At 37.3% G+C, this 17,360-nt stretch carries 14 protein-coding genes; 8 read left to right on the forward strand and 6 right to left on the reverse strand.

Features of this window, described 5'->3' with window-relative positions; translation table 11 throughout:
• Window positions 1-14 precede the first annotated feature (14 nt).
• The 5 genes from AY601_RS08165 (at window position 15) to AY601_RS08185 (ending at window position 7,205) form a co-directional block, all read left to right on the forward strand.
• Entirely contained in the window at window positions 15-1,595 is a 1,581-nt protein-coding gene (locus tag AY601_RS08165; RefSeq protein ID WP_068407321.1) for a RagB/SusD family nutrient uptake outer membrane protein, read from the forward strand.
• 12 nt (window positions 1,596-1,607) lie between these two features.
• Window positions 1,608-2,891: a hypothetical protein gene (locus AY601_RS08170; RefSeq protein ID WP_157287787.1), complete on the forward strand. Its 1,284-nt coding sequence runs from the start codon at window positions 1,608-1,610 to the stop codon at window positions 2,889-2,891.
• Window positions 2,892-2,894: 3 nt separating this feature from the next.
• Complete coding sequence (locus AY601_RS08175) at window positions 2,895-5,351, forward strand: chondroitinase-B domain-containing protein (RefSeq protein WP_068399032.1); 2,457 nt, start codon at window positions 2,895-2,897, stop codon at window positions 5,349-5,351.
• 169 nt (window positions 5,352-5,520) lie between these two features.
• On the forward strand, window positions 5,521-6,537 hold the full coding sequence (locus AY601_RS08180; RefSeq protein ID WP_068399036.1) for a sugar kinase: 1,017 nt from the start codon (window positions 5,521-5,523) through the stop codon (window positions 6,535-6,537).
• Entirely contained in the window at window positions 6,534-7,205 is a 672-nt protein-coding gene (locus AY601_RS08185; RefSeq protein ID WP_068399038.1) for a ketohydroxyglutarate aldolase, read from the forward strand. The genes AY601_RS08180 and AY601_RS08185 overlap by 4 nt, the downstream gene beginning before the upstream one ends.
• Here the strand turns inward: AY601_RS08185 and AY601_RS08190 are convergent.
• The 3 genes from AY601_RS08190 to AY601_RS08200 form a co-directional block, all read right to left on the reverse strand.
• Window positions 7,185-8,744, reverse strand: a complete 1,560-nt coding sequence (locus tag AY601_RS08190) for a serine hydrolase (protein ID WP_068399040.1) — start codon at window positions 8,742-8,744, stop codon at window positions 7,185-7,187. The genes AY601_RS08185 and AY601_RS08190 overlap by 21 nt on opposite strands.
• 94 nt (window positions 8,745-8,838) lie before the next feature.
• On the reverse strand, window positions 8,839-10,197 hold the full coding sequence (locus tag AY601_RS08195) for an aldehyde dehydrogenase family protein (RefSeq protein WP_068399042.1): 1,359 nt from the start codon (window positions 10,195-10,197) through the stop codon (window positions 8,839-8,841).
• A 131-nt stretch (window positions 10,198-10,328) separates the two neighbouring features.
• Window positions 10,329-12,854 carry a family 20 glycosylhydrolase gene (locus AY601_RS08200; protein ID WP_068399045.1) on the reverse strand — a complete coding sequence of 842 codons (2,526 nt, stop codon included), beginning with the start codon at window positions 12,852-12,854 and terminating at the stop codon, window positions 10,329-10,331.
• Window positions 12,855-13,204: 350 nt separating this feature from the next.
• Here AY601_RS08200 and AY601_RS08205 point away from each other — a divergent pair, with 350 nt between their 5' ends.
• Window positions 13,205-13,660: a hypothetical protein gene (locus AY601_RS08205; protein WP_068399048.1), complete on the forward strand. Its 456-nt coding sequence runs from the start codon at window positions 13,205-13,207 to the stop codon at window positions 13,658-13,660.
• Between the two features lie 94 nt (window positions 13,661-13,754).
• Here the strand turns inward: AY601_RS08205 and AY601_RS08210 are convergent, their stop codons facing one another.
• Window positions 13,755-14,984, reverse strand: coding sequence for a carboxypeptidase-like regulatory domain-containing protein (locus AY601_RS08210; RefSeq protein ID WP_068399050.1), 1,230 nt, complete (start codon window positions 14,982-14,984; stop codon window positions 13,755-13,757).
• Between the two features lie 152 nt (window positions 14,985-15,136).
• On the opposite strand from AY601_RS08210, the gene AY601_RS08215 reads away from it, so the two are divergent.
• Together AY601_RS08215 and AY601_RS26325 are read left to right on the forward strand one after the other, a co-directional pair.
• A complete protein-coding gene (locus AY601_RS08215; protein WP_068399052.1) occupies window positions 15,137-15,331 on the forward strand; it encodes a hypothetical protein in 195 nt (64 codons plus the stop codon).
• A gap of 23 nt (window positions 15,332-15,354) precedes the next feature.
• Window positions 15,355-15,462, forward strand: coding sequence for a hypothetical protein (locus AY601_RS26325; protein WP_198163647.1), 108 nt, complete (start codon window positions 15,355-15,357; stop codon window positions 15,460-15,462).
• A gap of 28 nt (window positions 15,463-15,490) precedes the next feature.
• On the opposite strand, the gene AY601_RS08220 is transcribed toward AY601_RS26325, so the two are convergent.
• Entirely contained in the window at window positions 15,491-16,003 is a 513-nt protein-coding gene (locus tag AY601_RS08220; RefSeq protein WP_068399056.1) for a hypothetical protein, read from the reverse strand.
• Window positions 15,993-16,505, reverse strand: a complete 513-nt coding sequence (locus AY601_RS08225) for an RNA polymerase sigma factor (protein ID WP_068399059.1) — start codon at window positions 16,503-16,505, stop codon at window positions 15,993-15,995. The genes AY601_RS08220 and AY601_RS08225 overlap by 11 nt, the downstream gene beginning before the upstream one ends.
• Between the last annotated feature and the right edge of the window lie 855 nt (window positions 16,506-17,360).

Consider the following 17,360-nt stretch of genomic DNA (forward strand, 5'->3'; position numbering starts at 1 on the left):
TAAAAAGACATAAGATGAGAAATCTCCACTGTATAACTGCAGGTTTAGTACTGTGTTTAAGCATAGTATCCTGCAAAAAAGTCATCGATATCGATCCTATCTCTAATGTTGGGGTAGATAGTTTTTACAAAACATACGACCAGACTAAAACAGCTTTAACGGGAAGTTATAATGGGATGCAGAAACCATTGGAATTTGAATGGATGCTGACTGATTTACGTACCGATAATTCTAAACAAGGCGTAGCGAACAGCTCGGCTGCTATTAATTTTGAGTTCAATGACCTGGATATGTTCACTTTAAATTCTTCTCATGATAAGGTTTATCAATATTGGCTGGTAACTTATAAAAACATCAGGTCTATTAACTACGTATTGAAAAGTCTCGGGGTTGTTTATGCGGCCGGAAAAACTACCGTAGGAGAAGGAATAGCAAAAATGACTCCTGAGCAAAGAAATCAGCTGGCAGGTGAAGCTTTGTTTTTACGTGCTTATCACTATTTCAATCTGGTCAGGTTATATGGAGGCGTATTTTTAGTGACTGATCCAGTAGATCCTGAGCAGTCCAAGCAAATCAACAGAGTTCCGCTCGCCGAATGTTATCAAATGATTGAAGCTGATCTTTTAGCAGCAAAAAGCCTGTTGCCACAAACGGCCTTCATTCCTTCTACCAGTGCTGATGTGGGCAGAGCTAATACCTGGGCTGCCAGAGCCTTATTGGCAAAAGTATATTTGACATTACACCGCGGAGCTGAGGCTTTGCCTTTGCTCGAAGAAGTAATCAATAACAGCGGCTATGGTTTGCTGCCTTCTTTTTCAGATGTATTCTCTATTAACAATGAGATGAACAAGGAAATTTTGTTTGCAGTCAGATTTAAAGCAGGCGGTTTGGGGCTGGGTAACCTAATGGCTAATAATTTCGCACCGACTTCAAGTGGTAGTACAGTCGTGAACGGAGATGGAAGCGGTTATAATTTCCCAACAAATGACCTGGATTTAACTTATAAAACTCCTGCTTCGGGGGCGGTTGACAGCCGTAAGGCGGTGACTATGGCTAAATATTCAGCCAAGCTTTATGTAAAGAAATTCATCTCGCCTGTTTTGGTGAAGTTTGATGCGGAAAACGATTTCCCTGTACTAAGGTATACAGATGTGTTATTAATGAAAGCTGAAGCGCTGGGTTTTGGAAACACAAGCCTTGAATTAATTAATCAGGTTAGGTCAAGAGCTGGCGCAACTGATTATACTTCAGGAGATTTTAAAACTGGTTTTTATAAATACCCTGCAGATCCGTCAAATCCAAATGCAATTACCAATCAAACTCAATTCTTAACTGCTTTATTAAATGAAAGAAGGTTGGAATTTGCCTTTGAGAACCAGCGTTTCTTTGATTTGGTGAGGACTGAACAGGCCATCACTGTGATTAAAAATCACTTTGCTGTGGAGTTTGATTCGCACTATAAAAATTACAGACCAGCCTTTACGCTACCTGAATTACAAGCTAACCTGACGCCTGAAAAATTACTGTTGCCTATCCCGCAGCGTGAGCTAGATGCAAATGATCAGCTCAAAATCACTCAAAACCCTGGTTATTAATATATATTAAGGATGAAGAACCTTTATTCAATAGTCATAATGGTGATAAGTTTTATCTTACTGAACAGTTGCAAAAAGGATAAAAATGCTGCAACTGATAAGCCAGATGTACTCACCGCAAAAGAGTTTACTTTCAATACAGCAATTGGTCAGACCGGCCCTGATACAGTATTAAACGGAGAATTGAATTCCACAATCGGGATCAGACTGATCTATTTTTATCTGATGCGGAGCGATAAAACAGATTCTTTGATTTACCGGGATACCCCAACACAGGAAAGCAGGAACCTTTATCATTTCTCCATTCCTACCAAAAGTTTCTCTGCTGCGAAACTGACGAAGGTTACAGGTATCAGGGTAATGGTTAAACATATTGACAATTCTTCTTTTGAAGGATTGATAAAAATGACTGCTTTCTCCCCTCCTTTGCCCACATTGACTGGTATCCCGGTAAGTGCACTCCCTGATGAAATGGGTAAAGTTTTGATTCAAGGGAAAGCGAATTCAGAGAATGGATTAAAGCTGATTGAGTTCTACGATGATTACAAAGGTACTTTTGAAAAGGCAGACCAGCTCATCCTGACTAAAAATGAAAAAACATATGCGCTAAGTTATCCATATACTTACCGCAAGAACGCCAGTAAAATCAAAATAGTAATTACTGATAGTTTCGGGTTAAAGGCCGAGGCTTTGATTCATATTCCTGTTAAATCATATGTCTTGTATAAAGACCAGGCAATGATGGCACATGGAACAGCATCAGCACCGTCGGCAAGCAGTTTTTTTAACGGTAAAACAGGTACTTTACTGGGTAGCTGCAATGTAGGTGGCCAAGAGCAAAGAGTCGATTTTGTAACTTACTGTACTACTGCAGCTGTATTTAGTTTATATAGTCCGGCAAGTGCAACAACGATTACCAAAAATTACAAGTGTAATACGCAAGTTTGGGAACCTGATCCTAGAAGTCTTAAAGCAACTAAGTTTCGTGTATTAATTCCGGGATCTCCAGATACCGAAAGAATTTATGCGGCTTACAGTGCGAATACGATTACTGCACTGGATGATCAATTCTTTGAAGGAATTCCAGTACCAGGAAGCAGTACCGCCAAATTCGATGCAGCAACTACAAACCAGGCAGCGAATATTTTTAATACAACTGCTGCTTATTTGATTTGGATTCGTGTGCCGAAAGCTGATGGAACTTTTACCAATCAATTGTTAAGTGCAAAAAGTGTAGTTATCGGGAGTCCAGTTGCTGTTTCAACAATTAAGTTTGACATACTCGTATCTAAATAGCTTATGAAAAATCTAATCTTATCCTTATTCATCATTTGCAGTTTAAAAGGTTATACAAAATCTATATTATTTGACAAGTCCAAGGTAATTAACAGCTCTTTCTACAAGGATCCTTTCTCTTTCCACCTTGTATTTGATAACAAGCCTATGGTGATTAACAGCGCTATGATGGCTGGCAACACTAACAGAGCTGAAAATTCTATAACCGTTAACAATCCTCAGGAATTAAAGGCAGCTGTTTCAAAAGCCAGACCAGGTGATGTTATATTATTAAAAGATAAAGAATGGCCGAATGCTGCGCTACAGCTCCATGGAAAAGGTACAGCAGCGCAGCCTATCATGATCATGCCCGAAACGCCTGGAGGAGCTGTTTTTACCGGACAGTCTTATTTACAATTGAGTGGTGAATACCTGGTCATCAAAGATTTACATTTCAAAAATGGATATACGCCCAAAAGAGAAATTATCTCTTTTAAAACCAGTGAAGCACTATTAGCCAACCATTGCAGAGTTACAGGCGTTGTGATTGAAAATTATAGTCAGCCAGAAAAGTTCAGGTCTGATACCTGGGTTACATTTTATGGAAAAAACAACCGGATAGATCATTCTACTTTTGTTGACAAGTTAAACCTTGGCCCTGTGATCATTGCGGAACTTAATGATGAACGCAGTCAGAAAAATGAGCATTTGATAGATAGTAATTACTTCAAAGGCAGATCCCGGCTGGGTGCAAATGGAGGTGAAACTATCAGGATTGGTGTATCACGTTATTCCTTAACAGCCTCCAGAACAACAATTGCGCATAATTTATTTGAGCGTTGTAATGGAGAAGTAGAAATCGTATCCATTAAATCTGGTGAGAACCGGGTATGCTTTAATACTTTTTTTGAGTGTGAAGGCGGGCTGGTATTGAGACATGGGTCAGATAATCTAGTAGAAGGGAATTTCTTTCTGGGGAATAACAAACCATTTACTGGTGGAGTGAGAGTGATTAATCCGCGTCAGAAGGTCTTTAATAATGTCTTTTATCAATTACAGGGCACGAATTTCAGAGCTCCCCTTTCTGTACTGAATGGCGTTCCGAATTCTTTAATCAATCGATACTATCAGGTGAAGGATGCGTGGATTGAACGAAATACTTTTGTGGATTGTTCAAATATTCTGTTTGGTGCTGGCAAAGATGCCGAAAGAACATTAGCACCAGAAAATGTTCAGTTCAGGAAGAATCTGATCGCTACTTCAAGAGAAGAGATTTATACAGATGCAAATAATGATCAGGGAATTGTCTTTTCTGAGAATGGATTGATTGACACTTACCAGGGAAAAGTACCCAATGGCTTCGTTAAGACAAAAACAAATCCGTACAAGATCGAGGATATTGAACTGCCATATAGCAAATTATACGGCGCTGAGCTCAAAAAACTAAACGTTATTGGTCCGAAAAAAACGGGCGCTTCCTGGTATCATCCTGAAATCAGGAAAGCATGGAGAAAACCAAAAAGTACTTTCTTAAAAGCTACTCAGAGTTCATCACTGGCCGCAACACTTAAAGAAGCGTTGGCAGGTGATACAATTGTATTAACTGATACTGGTTTCTATCCATTAAAAGAAGAACTGATCATTGATAAAACATTGATTCTGATGGCTGCAAAAGGTTTAAAAAACAGGCCTGTTTTTGTAAATGCATCCTTCAAATCACTGCCTGCATTTATTACTTTAGAAAATGGTAGTGAGCTGACTGTCAAAGGTATCGCATTCAAAGGTAATTATGAAAGTTACGCCAATGCGGAGGCAGGGATCAGGTCTACCGATAAACCAATGAATCAACCGTATAAACTGACGATAGATAATTGTGAATTTTATGACTATAATGAGAGCTCAAACAATGGTTTTTCGGGTTCAAAGAGTACACTTGCGGATAGTCTGATTGTCAAAAACTCTGTCTTTCATCATATTTCGGGTAGTGGCATTAACCTTTCGGCAGAAAAAGAAGATAAAGGAATTTATAATGCAGAATATACATTAATCACTAACTGTGTCTTTACCAATCTGATGGGTACCGCAATTAATATTTACCGTGGCGGAAATGATGAAAGTACGTTGGGCCCATTCGTAAAAATTGATCATTGTACTTTTAATGAAGTAGAAAACAGAGAACAGGGATCGGCAGTTAAATTAGTTGGCGCACAACAGGTTTCCATCCTCAATAGTAATTTTTCTTATTCTGGTCAGGGAGGCAGAGCGATCTTCTTCCAGGAATACAGATGGGACAATATTAGTGTTGACCATTGCAATTTCTACGAATCCGGAAAAGTGGAATCATTTTATCAGCGGGTTTTAGGGAGTCATATCTACCAGGTGAAACCTGAATACACCGATCTGGGAAAGCTTAATCTTTCCTGGGCGGGCCCTGCTCCTGCTTCTGCAGATCAATTTAAGATTGGTGTTTATTCAAAATAGAAGTGCATCTATCAATTAATACCCGATCAATAGCTGCCATAGAATTTCAAGATGTGTAACGAGATTTCAACACCTATCCTGTAATTTCAACACCTGTCATACGATTCAACTCTTATCCTATAATTTCAATATCAAGTACAAATATAAATACTAACAAAAACAGCTAACCATGTTAAAAAAAGTCCTGTGTTTTGGAGAATTACTATTAAGAATCTGCCCCGACCCTGCAGGCAAGTGGCTCAATTCAAATCTGATCCCTGCTTATATAGGAGGTGCAGAACTTAATGTAGCCACTGCGCTTGCTTTATGGGATATTCCTTCAGCCTATTTAACGGCACTCCCTGATAATGAAATGAGCAAACAAATCAAGACTTATCTGGAGGAAAAACGAATAGATACGACTCGTTTTCTTGATGAGGGTGACCGGATCGGACTTTATTATCTTGCGATGGGTACCGATATGAAAAATGCGGAAGTCATTTATGACCGTCAACATTCCTCTTTTTCCGGGCTTAAAAAACATGCGATAGACTGGGAACAGATTTTTGAAGGAATTGGCTGGTTTCATTTCTCGGCAATCTGTCCAGCCATTAATAAAGAAATCGCGGAAGTCTGTAAAGAAGCACTGCTCGTGGCAGAAAAAATGGGTATCAGTGTTTCCCTTGACTTGAATTACCGCCAAAAACTTTGGAAATACGGGAAAGCTCCTGTAGAGATTATGAAAAATCTTGCTGTTTATTGCCGCTTGATTATGGGCAATATCTGGGCAGCTGAATTAATGCTGGGCATACCAAAAGCTGATGATTTTATGCTGAAACATAAAGATTTCTGTATACAACAGGCAGAGAAAACTTCACTGGCTATACAACAAGATTTCCCCGCATGTGAAGCTGTTGCCAATACTTTCAGGTTTGACCATGGTGAAGGAATTCAGTACTATACCACGCTATATACCAAAAATCAGCTGTACAGTTCAAAGGAATATAATGCCGAAAAAGTCATCAATAAGGTCGGTAGTGGAGACTGCTACATGGCAGGCCTGATTTATGGCTTTTATCAAAACCACCCCGCGCAGGAAATTGTAGAATTTGCAACTGCCGCTGCCTATTATAAATTATTTACACCCGGTGATTCTACTGCTATGAATGTGGCACAAATCACAGCACATTTAAATCAATCCCTATGAAACAACATATTATCGACACCCTTTTAGCGGGTAAATTACTTCCTTTATTTTATGAAAACAGTGCGGAAACAAGCATTGATATTTTGAGAACCCTATATAGAGCTGGTGTTAGAATTGTAGAATACACAAACCGTGGAGATCAGGCACTCTACAATTTCAAACAACTAAAAGCCTTACAGGTTACAGAAATGCCTGGCTTATATTTAGGAATAGGCACTATCAAATCAGCCAAAGAGGCAGCCGATTTCATTACTATTGGAGCAGACTTCATTGTCTCTCCGATTGTCAACCCGGCAGTTGCAGCGGTATGCGATCAGCACAATATACTTTGGATACCGGGTTGTATGACCCCAACAGAAATCTATACCGCCCAACAGTTTAACGCGCCTGTAATTAAGTTATTTCCTGCAAATATTCTGGGCCCGGCATTTATATCCTCGATCCGGGAATTATTCAGAGGTCAGCTTTTTATCCCCACGGGGGGCGTAGAAATAGCAGAAGAAAACCTGGCAGAATGGTTCCAGGCCGGTGTATGTGCACTAGGTATGGGCTCTAAACTGATTACAAAAGAAATCGTATTGAACAGAAATTACCATGAATTGTATCTGCAAACCAAAAGGGCATTGCGTATGATAGAAACTGTATATCTACAACCTTTGAAAATCTAAATCCCGAAAGTCATAACTAAAATCAATGCTTGGAGAAATCCCTCTCATTTTGATGCTTTGTGCTTTCCCTTCTTCATCAAGACTGAAGATTGCGAAAGCATCTGCATTCAGATCCGGATAAGCCCATTTAATGGCAAAAGAATTAGCGTTATAAAAAGACATCGGGCCAGATAACTTCGGAGAACGATAAGATTTAAACCATAACTGTTTGCCTTTTAGGGAAATTTCTACTTTACCAAACCATTTATCTGTATAAATCCCTATATAACCTGCCGGATCTATCTTTTTCTTACTGGAAGCAGCAACTTGCGCCCAAACATCTTTGGTCACTCCATCTTCGTGCATCTTATCATTTTCTATCTGATCATAAACTATATCTATCCAGTGGTTATCGTCCAATCCCATATAGCTATCCTCTATCGTTTTACTCACCGCTGAGAATAAATTACTTCCCCCGTCTGAATTCGTTAATACAACTATACCCAAATTAAGATCCGGAAATAAACTGACCGATGAAAGCATTCCTGGTAATCCCCCGGTATGAGAAACATGGAAGTTCCCCTTCATATCATCTAAGAACCACCCTAGGCCATAACCCCCAAAATGAGTATGATAACGCGGATCTTCATTGAAACCCGTCACGTTGTGGATAGTCCACATTTGCTTTTGACTGGTCTTTGAGAAAAGTTGCTGCTCCAGTTGAGCTCCATACTTTCCCTTATTCAGCTGCATCAACATCCATTTACACAAATCAGCTGAAGTCGAATAAATACCACCCGGAGCTCCATTAATCTGATCCCCAAAATTCTCTATTTGCTTGAGCTTGCCAAAAGTATCCGCATGCGGCATTGCCAGCTTACTCTTATCCCTCATCAATGCTAAAGAAGCATAACTATGCTCCATACCCAACGGTTTAATAATGCGGCTTTGAACAAAATCTTCCCAACTCATCCCGCTAAGTTTTGCAATAACCTCTCCTGCTACATAATATAAGAGATTATCGTAATCAAACCTCGTTCTGAAATCAGAAACAGGTTTGAAATATTGAAAACCTGACAATACATCCTTTATGGTAAAGTCAGATCCGCTTGGAAAGAACATCAAATCTCCGGCGCCAAGACCTAAACCGCTACGGTGCGTCAGTAAATCCTGAATAGTGAAATTTTCTGTTACATAATCATTGTACATTTTAAATTCTGGCAGTATGTCTTTAACTTTAGTTTCCCAATACAATTTTCTCTCCTCTACTAAAATTGAAAGCGCCGCTGTGGTAAAAGCTTTCGTATTAGAGGCAATAGCAAACTGGGTATTTTCATCTACTTTTTCTTTGGTTAGCATGGATTTAACACCGTAACCTTTTGTATATACAATCTGACCATCCTTTACAATTCCAATCGATACACCCGTTACATTAAACTTCTTCATGGAATTTTCCACAAGAGAATCTATTTTTCCGGCAGAAATCTGTGCTTTGGTTACCTGACTATATACTATAGCTGAAAATAAAAGGAGTGCTATTTTAAAACTGGGTCTGTTCATCTGTTAAACTAATTTTTAGGCTATTACTATAAAAGTGGCGATGAATGTGAATACATTCATCGCCACTTTTAAATATACGATATAAATTCTCTTATTATTTAGCTGCTGCTTTCATTTTTTGCAGTTTCTCTTCAGTATGTGGAGAATATTTGATATCCGAATCTTGCGTGAATTCTTTTTCAAGTATCCCTTTATAATGTGAAAAGGCCCTAAAACCCGCTTCTCCATGATAATTGCCTAAACCACTCGAGCCTACACCCCCGAAAGGAAGATTTCCATTCGAGATGTGCATGATAGCATCGTTGATACATCCTCCACCAAAAGAGATTTCTCCCATAACCTTTTTCTGAATATTTTCATCTTTCGTAAATACGTATAATGCCAAAGGTTTCGGTCTGTCTTTAATTTCTTTGATCACGGTATCCAAATCATCAAAGGTCAAAACAGCCATGATTGGACCGAAAATTTCGTCTTTCATCACCTTATCTTCCCAGTTCACCCCATGCAAAACGGTAGGTTCAATAAAACGCTCTGCCACATTAAAATTACCACCAACATAAACCTTATCCGGGTTAATTAATCCTGATACACGTTCCGCATTACGCTCATTAATGATTTTCACGAAGTTGCCATTCTCCAATTTATAATCAGATTTTTCTATCTCTTTCGCAACTTTTTCTAAGAACTCTTGCTCAATACTTTGGTGTACATATACATAATCAGGTGCGATACAAGTCTGTCCTGAGTTCAAATATTTTGCCCACACCAATCTTTTAACGGTAACCTCAAGATCGCTGTCCGGCATGATAATCACGGGGCTTTTACCACCGAGTTCAAGGACAACCGGAGTCAGGTTCTTTGCCGCTGCCTGGTAAACAATCTTCCCAACAGGAACACTTCCGGTGAAAAATATAATGTCGAATTTCTGATCAAGTAAAGCAGTTGTTTCAGCAATACCACCTTCTACCACATGGAAATATTGTTCTTCAAAATTCTCGTTAATGATTTTAGCCATAACCGCACTGCAATTTGCAGTCAACTCACTTGGCTTCAATATAACCGTACACCCCGCAGCAATTGCAGCCACAGCAGGTGCTAAAGAAAGTTGGTAAGGATAATTCCATGGGCCAATGACCAGGCTCACGCCCAAAGGCTCTGGAATCTGGTAACTTTTAGCAGGTGCATTCCTGGCATCAGTAGCTACCGGTTTGATTGCTGACCATTGTTCAAGATCTCTGATTGCAATTTTGATTTCTTCGTAAACTGTGGCAAATTCGGTTTGAAAAGTTTCAAAAGTTGACTTACCGTAGTCTTTATATATAGCCTCTTCTAATAAGGCCTCATTGCTAACCAGCAATTGATAGAGTTTGTTTAATTGTTCGATTCTAAAGCTAACAGCTTTTGTGGTATTGGTATTAAAGTAGGCTAATTGTGTCTTTACTAATTTTTCCATTGGGTATATCAATTTTATAGAAAAACGTATTTTCAGATCATAAGTTCTGGAATTAGCTAAAATTTACAATAATTGTATAAAAAAGCGCCGTATCATCATTTGATCATACGGCGCTTCTGAAAAAGATATGCTTAATTTTGAACGGTAGTCGTATTTCCACCTCTTCCTTTAGCATTAAAAGCTCTGAGTTTAACCACCCCTTTTTCCTTTATTGGACTAGTGTATAATTTATCTTTAACAGCAGGTTCTTTCCCATTTGTTGTGTAGTAAATGTTAAAACCAGGGAATTCTGTATTACCAGCTATCTCTCCGTTAGTGACCTTTACGCCTACTGGCGGAATACGGTAATTCCAGCCACCTTGATCCAATTTCGGGAATTCAATTAAACCAACTCTGGTTTTGAAGTCTGTATAACTATCCTCATAAGCAGCCTCAGATTTAACAGAATCCTTTTCTAAAGCCCATGCCGGATCTGCTGCCCATGCTCTTTCTGCAAAACCAACCAATCTTGGTAACAGCATAAATTCAAGCAATTCTGTATTGCTAATCTTTTCTGTCCATAAGGCAGCTTTTAAACCCAGAATATTTGACTTACCAAAATCAGTTAAACGATCTTTTCCAACAAATACAGATCTGGAAACCGGTTCACCTTTATTATTTTCTTTTGCATTTTTGTAATAGTCATAAGGTATAAAAGAAAAGAGCTTTTCCATGTTCACAAAACCAGCCCAGTAATGACCCGGCTCAGTTAATGACCGGTTATAAGCCATATCCAAATAGAAATTGCTGGAACAGGTAAGTACAACTTTATAGCTACCATTTGCCAGGCGATAAGGCAAATCTTCTGTACCGCCACCAATCACGTTATTCCACACATCAAGCTGTACAGGATCATTGGCAAATAAAGGATTTGGAACCATCAGTTTGTGCCCATCTAAATAAGTCTTCATCATCCCAAACTCTTCCCAGCCAGAAAGCACAATTCCTTTTGGTTTAAGCATACTTTGTAATTTTGAAACATAGTAGCTCCATAAGTCATCTGTAGATTTCATTTTCGCCTGTTTCACCAATTCAAGACATAATGGTGATTTTTCCCAGACACCCTGAGGAACTTCATCTCCACCAAAATGGATTGTTTTTAGAGGAACATGTGCCTGGCGATATATATCCTGTAGCGATTCAGTAACTTTATTCAAGAAAGTATAAACTGAAGGTAACGCAACACAGACAATATTGTCATTCCAATACTGGGCGGAGCTGTACACAGACTTATCATTGATATCACGTAAAAGATATTGTTCAGCTTCAGCGCGCATTCCTTTAGCCATGAATCTGCTGTAGCGTGTATCCATTGATTTGATCGCAGCCCTGGCATGACCAGGAGATTCTATTTCAGGAATCACTTCTATGTGTCTTTGTGCAGCATATTTTAAGATCTCAACGAAATCAGCTTTAGTGTAAAATGCTTTATTCAATACTTCTGTAGTATCCGGGCCAGAGCTGTAAGCTGGCTGAAGAGCATTTTCGTTTGTGAGTGAATGTCCTCTTTTCGCTCCTATTGCTGTTAATTCCGGAAGCCCGGGAATTTCAATTCTCCACGCTTCATCGTCAGTGATGTGAAAATGAAATACATCCAATTTATACAGCGCCATTAAATCAAGGATACGCAATACTTCTTCCTTTGGATGAAAGTTACGTGCCACATCAAGCATCAAGCCTCTGTATTTGAAACGGGGTGCATCTTTAATAGATACATTGCTTACCAGCACAGTTTTTGCACCTTTAACCGGGCTGTTAGCTAAAAGCAAAGATTTTAATGATTGTAAACCGTAAAAGATACCAGTTGCATTACTTGCTGATAGGGTGATCGACTGCGCCGTAATTTCCAGCTGATATTCATCTTCAGGTAAATTGTTTTTAACCAGTTGAATGCTTTTCTCTTTTGACGCGCCAGTACTAACTACAAGTTTAATCTTAAACAAGTTAAACAACTCATTTGACAGGTATTCAGCTTCGTTTCGAAATGCTGGATCGCTGTTGATTGAGGTTACTGCATTTACAGAAAAGTTCCCCGGACGCGCCTCATAAAATACCGGTGTTGGAAGAAGCTTGATTAGAGTTTTTTTATCTTTTGGTATAAATTTGCTGTTCCTGTTATAAGTGTCTAACGGAGAAACGACATTCTTGAGATACTTTTCAACGGGTTCTACGTCATAATGCTCAATCTTTAAGCCTTTATCCGGTTGATTATCCCATACCAGGTATAAACCGCCTGGTGCATCAGCAAAATTGACAATTTCATCAAGGGCCACCATATCAAGAATTACAGAGTCACCTTTATTAATGGCTTTAAAGGATTTACCTGGCCGGATACGGAAAAGATCACCATTAACTTGTTCAATAATCAGCTGATCAGAAGTTTTTACCTCTATTTCTTTCATAGAATTAAAATAAAGGCTCCAGTTGGCCGCTGGAAAAGGCTGTGCTGCTTTGTTGATAAAGGTCAGCAAGGAAAGTGATTGTTTGTTCCTATTCTGATGTTCTTTAAAGGTCCACTTGACGTGAAGATCTTTGACAGGGTAAGTAGTGGCCCCTTTTTGTGCCACAGCTACGAAAGGAAGGAGGAATGCAATTAGTAAACATTTTTTTAATCTCATTTGATAATTTAATTTGGGGAACTAAAAACGGACAAGAACACGCAAAATTTCTGTGCTGTGTTATTGCCATCTTCGAAAGAGGTTATTTGTGAAACATTACTTGTTTCTTCATAAATTTATTATTTTATTGCTAATAATCTAATACACTGCTCAGGTTTATATTATTATCAGCTAAAAAATTAATAGCTTATAAGATCGGATTGCATTCCTCCCTAAATATTTTATAAATTGCATCGATTAATAAAGCAAGAACGATGAAACCATTATGTGCAGCAGAATACGAATAGATTGAACAAAATCGGGTAGCATAGGATAGCTTCATTACCATTAAAAAACAAAACTATAAAACAATGAAAACATATATTTTGACTCTTGGTCTGGTTATGGGAATGATTTTTTGTGCTAAAGCGCAGAAAGCACCACCTACTCCATCCGAAATGACCACTAAAAGTATAGAGGCCATGGATAAAAAAATTAAAATGAACCCAACTCAAAAAAATATAATTTACAATTATATGCTTGATTTGTTCAAAGCGCAGGCTAACCTGACTAAAAAACAACAAACGGGAATGTACAATGAAGATGATATTTCTAAGTTTTACAGGATGCAGAATGAGACTACCAAAAATGTAAGAAACATTTTAAAAGGTGAACAGCAGACTCAGTATGATCAATATTTAGAAGAAGTGCTGCGTGGTGGCCATAAGAAAAAGAAAAAAGGAAAACATGAAGAAGAGGAAGTTGTAACCGGCATAGATGGTTTAAAATTACCCGCTGGCACTGCTACTGCTGCTGGTACTCCTTAAGTATAAAGGTTTCAATTGATTAAAGAGCTGCTTGTTGAATGACAAGTAGCTCTTTTTATATATAGCCAGTTATTTTGACTGAAGAGGAATAAACTCAATTGGTTTGGAGTTTTTCTGCGAGTTCTTTAAGGGAATTCGTTGGTTTAATAAAATTGTAATCTCCCCAATAGTCATCTTTATAAGTAGTAACATAATTTTTAAAAACATAATTTCCGGGCATGATCTTGTCATAATTGCCCTGAGCCGGTATGTTGATCTTTGAAATAAATAGTTCGGCATTTACAGCCAGCGTACCTTCCAGATGTTTGTACTTAGCCTTCAAATGGTGTACAGCAGAAATTTTATAGAAGTAAGGATACCATTTATCATTAATTTTGACATACCGCTCACTGAATTCTTCATTAAGTTTTCGGAAATTATAGCCCAGTAAACTATAGACAGGCCGCGTAATAAATGAAATATCCGGTTTTGCATAGGTAATACCTTTAGGACTTAAAGCAAAATCGGTAGATACTATAGCATAACTGCTTTTCAAGATGACCATCTTGCCTTTATATAAAGCTTCTTTAAGTTTATCCTGTTGATCAAACGTAATCAAATAGGCTTCTTCTCCATTATTCATTACTGAACCAGCTATTTCAAATTTATATTTCTTAAAATAATTCTTGCCTAAAATACGTACCGGATTCTTAGCCATATCATTGGCTATAATCGAATAAGGTGCGCCATCTATTGTCATGTTTAATGGATTATTAACTTCCCTCTCCCCCAATTTTTTAAGATTACGTTCTTTATTGATCACAATCTTATCTTTTCCACTATTTTCTTTATAGCCCTGGCTCAAAATATTCAAAGAAGCCTCTGCAAAAGAAAGATAGCTGGTATCAACTTTCCCTATCTCTCTGTAAAATCCTTTCATTTCAAATGGCCGGGTATCGTAATTTTCAGGAATGTTTTTTATAGCCTGGCGGATAATAGATTCAGCACTAACTGGCCTGATCGTTATTTCTTTTAAATTTACAACTGATGGGATTAATTGTATTTTCATGTCTTTATGCAATTCTGATAAAGAGAATTTTAGGTTTTTATAACCTATATAAGAGATGATCAATGAATCCTTGTGCTTTGCATCTGAATACTTTAATAAAAATTCACCATCAGCGTTGGTCATTGCGGCTATCTGTTTACCGATCTTCAGGCTAACATAAGGCAAGGTTTTCTGATGCTCATCGACCACAATACCTCCGGCTTCTTGTAAGTTTTGCGCATAAATTGTTTTTACACTTAAAGAAACAACAGCTATAATTATAATTAATTTATTCATTCAGGATCAAATTACACTTAAAATTCAAATATGATGTTTCATCCTGTTAAATTCTGTTAACTTTTGTTAAACAGTGTTAAATAAATTTTCTTTCAAGCGAAATCGCATAGTTTAGAAATGTAAAAGCTATTTTAAATTGATTAACGCGCATCATGAAGAAAATAATTACGCTGTTGCTCCTTTGTTTTTTAAGAATCCTTTCGGTTGAGGCGCAAGCAACTGGCCAGATAAATGGTCAGGTAATAGACGAAAAGCACGTAGCTGTAATCTATGGTGCAGTAAGTTTAATCATGGCAATCGATTCCGTTCAAGTTAGATCAGCGATCACAACAGCAAAAGGAGATTAAATCCATTTACATATTTTACTGATTTGTATACCTATTCCAAAGGTAATCCTCATCTTAAGCCTGAACATGCAATTCATTTGAGCTTTCTTATGGGTATAAAAAAACAACAAATATCACTTTCGAATTGTTAACAGCCCTGCTTAGTTTAAAGGATAGCGATTAGAGTTGTTGATTCTGTTTAGCGTTTTCGTATTTTTCCAATTGCGATTTCAGCTTGATTATTTCTTGTTTGAGCTGACGGTTTTCCAGATAAAAGTAAATTGCGAAACCAAGGAATATTTTCCCAAGAATAAAAACCCCAATGAATAGCCATCTCCATATTTTGTGCACCCGCATATGGCTTGAAGAAGCATCTACTTCAATAAATTGTCTACTTTTACGGTGGTCCCCTCCTTTGCGGTTTGGTGGTCTTCTGACTGGAGTAGTGTCAAAATCAGGTACCTCCGCCAATTCATTAAGATGACTCTCAATTTTTAACCAGAGATCCGGAGGAGGAGGAATAGACATTTTCTGAGCCACGCGTTCCATATCCATTTCCAGATACTGCAAGGCTTCCTGAATTTGCGGATACTTTGCTTTCAGGAATAGCAATTCCCGGGTTTCCGCTTCTGAAGTGGAACCTAATACATACGCTTCAAGTATTCCGCTTTCGATGTATTCGTTAATTTTCACAACTTTTCCTCATTATAGCGAAAGCCTCTTTTAAAGTCTTCCTGATTGATTCCTCTTCTTTATTTAATTCTTTTGAAATCGTTTCAACCGATTTTCCGTAATAATAAACACTATAAAAAATATGATGTTGTTCTTCAGTAAAATAATCAGGAAATCTGGTGTGAGATTCATGACTTCCCGAAACCTGTAACCCCATATCTTTAAGATCACTGGCCATTCTACCGGAATCTGTTAACTGGTTTAACTTATTCTGGGCAAACCTTTTTAGCTGACACCAATTATTAGTTTCATCCCAGTCTATTTCATTAAAGTGTTGGGCAATATCACAAAATACTTTCACCAGATATTCCTCAGCCAGTTTTTGGTTCTTTACAATTTCAAAAATATAGCCTAATAACATACTTGCGTGCTTATCATACAGGCTACGTATACTTGCTTGTTTATTTGCTACTAGTGTTAATGATTCAGTTTCTCGCATGATTATATTTTTGAGGTAAGGCATTTGTCCTTATGACTTACCCAAAATCTAATGGTCTTTTGTCTTGTATAAATCTAATTTAAGCAAAAACTATTTGAATCAAGAAATTTATGTCTTTAAAATAGAATTTAATTAAAAATATATTTTAAAGAGTTTGAAATATCGATTTAAAACACATTAAAAGCCTGTTTTAAAATTTTTTTGAGAAAATTTATTTCCTATCAAATGAAAAATCGATTTTTCACTGAGATTTCGCCTGATTAAATTATTTCAGAAAACAAGAGTTAACAGGCGGTTATAGCCATGTTACCACCTTTTCCACTGATAGCGTGGAATGTTAAATTAGAGTTTACAAGTATATAGTAAATTATGCATCATGTGTTAATGAAATCTGATTTCAATCTTCTTAACTTAAAATTTTCAATGAAAATATAGTTTGATTATCAAAACTTACAGGAATAAAAAAAGATAGAAATAACTGTTTTGTACAATTCAATCAAAAATTAAATCTGCTCCTCCTCATTTATTTGCAGATCCGCTTATCGATATTTTTCAAACCATCTTATTCTAAGAAATATTTTTAATAAAAAAATTACATTAATTGATAATATATAACAGTGATTTAAGAAGATAAAAGTCAAAAGCTCCTATTTTCTCCTAATCTAAACCAAGATTAAACTCCAGATTTCATAGCCAGCCGGAATATTTTTATAGCTCACAGGAATACTTATCGCTTTTTATAAAAAAAAACACGTCTACCAAGTTACCACCTGAAAAATTTAAATGCTTTTAGCAAAAAAGAAATGCAATTATTCTCCAAATTATTTCACATAATTAGGTGAAGTATTTAACTTTGATTCATACACTTACAACTAAACC

The sequence above is a fragment of the Pedobacter cryoconitis genome, from assembly GCF_001590605.1.
Taxonomy (GTDB): Bacteria; Bacteroidota; Bacteroidia; order Sphingobacteriales; family Sphingobacteriaceae; genus Pedobacter; species Pedobacter cryoconitis_A.

Bases quoted from the DNA above. Each gene is read 5' to 3' on its own strand.
- AY601_RS08170 (WP_157287787.1), top strand. From the start codon at position 1,608: ATGAAGAACCTTTATTCAATAGTCATAATGGTGATAAGTTTTATCTTA.
- AY601_RS08225 (WP_068399059.1), bottom strand. From the start codon at position 16,505: ATGCCTTACCTCAAAAATATAATCATGCGAGAAACTGAATCATTAACA.
- AY601_RS08190 (WP_068399040.1), bottom strand. From the start codon at position 8,744: ATGAACAGACCCAGTTTTAAAATAGCACTCCTTTTATTTTCAGCTATA.
- AY601_RS08195 (WP_068399042.1), bottom strand. From the start codon at position 10,197: ATGGAAAAATTAGTAAAGACACAATTAGCCTACTTTAATACCAATACC.
- AY601_RS08165 (WP_068407321.1), top strand. From the start codon at position 15: ATGAGAAATCTCCACTGTATAACTGCAGGTTTAGTACTGTGTTTAAGC.
- AY601_RS08215 (WP_068399052.1), top strand. From the start codon at position 15,137: ATGAAGAAAATAATTACGCTGTTGCTCCTTTGTTTTTTAAGAATCCTT.
- AY601_RS08180 (WP_068399036.1), top strand. From the start codon at position 5,521: ATGTTAAAAAAAGTCCTGTGTTTTGGAGAATTACTATTAAGAATCTGC.
- AY601_RS08205 (WP_068399048.1), top strand. From the start codon at position 13,205: ATGAAAACATATATTTTGACTCTTGGTCTGGTTATGGGAATGATTTTT.
- AY601_RS08210 (WP_068399050.1), bottom strand. From the start codon at position 14,984: ATGAATAAATTAATTATAATTATAGCTGTTGTTTCTTTAAGTGTAAAA.
- AY601_RS08185 (WP_068399038.1), top strand. From the start codon at position 6,534: ATGAAACAACATATTATCGACACCCTTTTAGCGGGTAAATTACTTCCT.
- AY601_RS08200 (WP_068399045.1), bottom strand. From the start codon at position 12,854: ATGAGATTAAAAAAATGTTTACTAATTGCATTCCTCCTTCCTTTCGTA.
- AY601_RS08175 (WP_068399032.1), top strand. From the start codon at position 2,895: ATGAAAAATCTAATCTTATCCTTATTCATCATTTGCAGTTTAAAAGGT.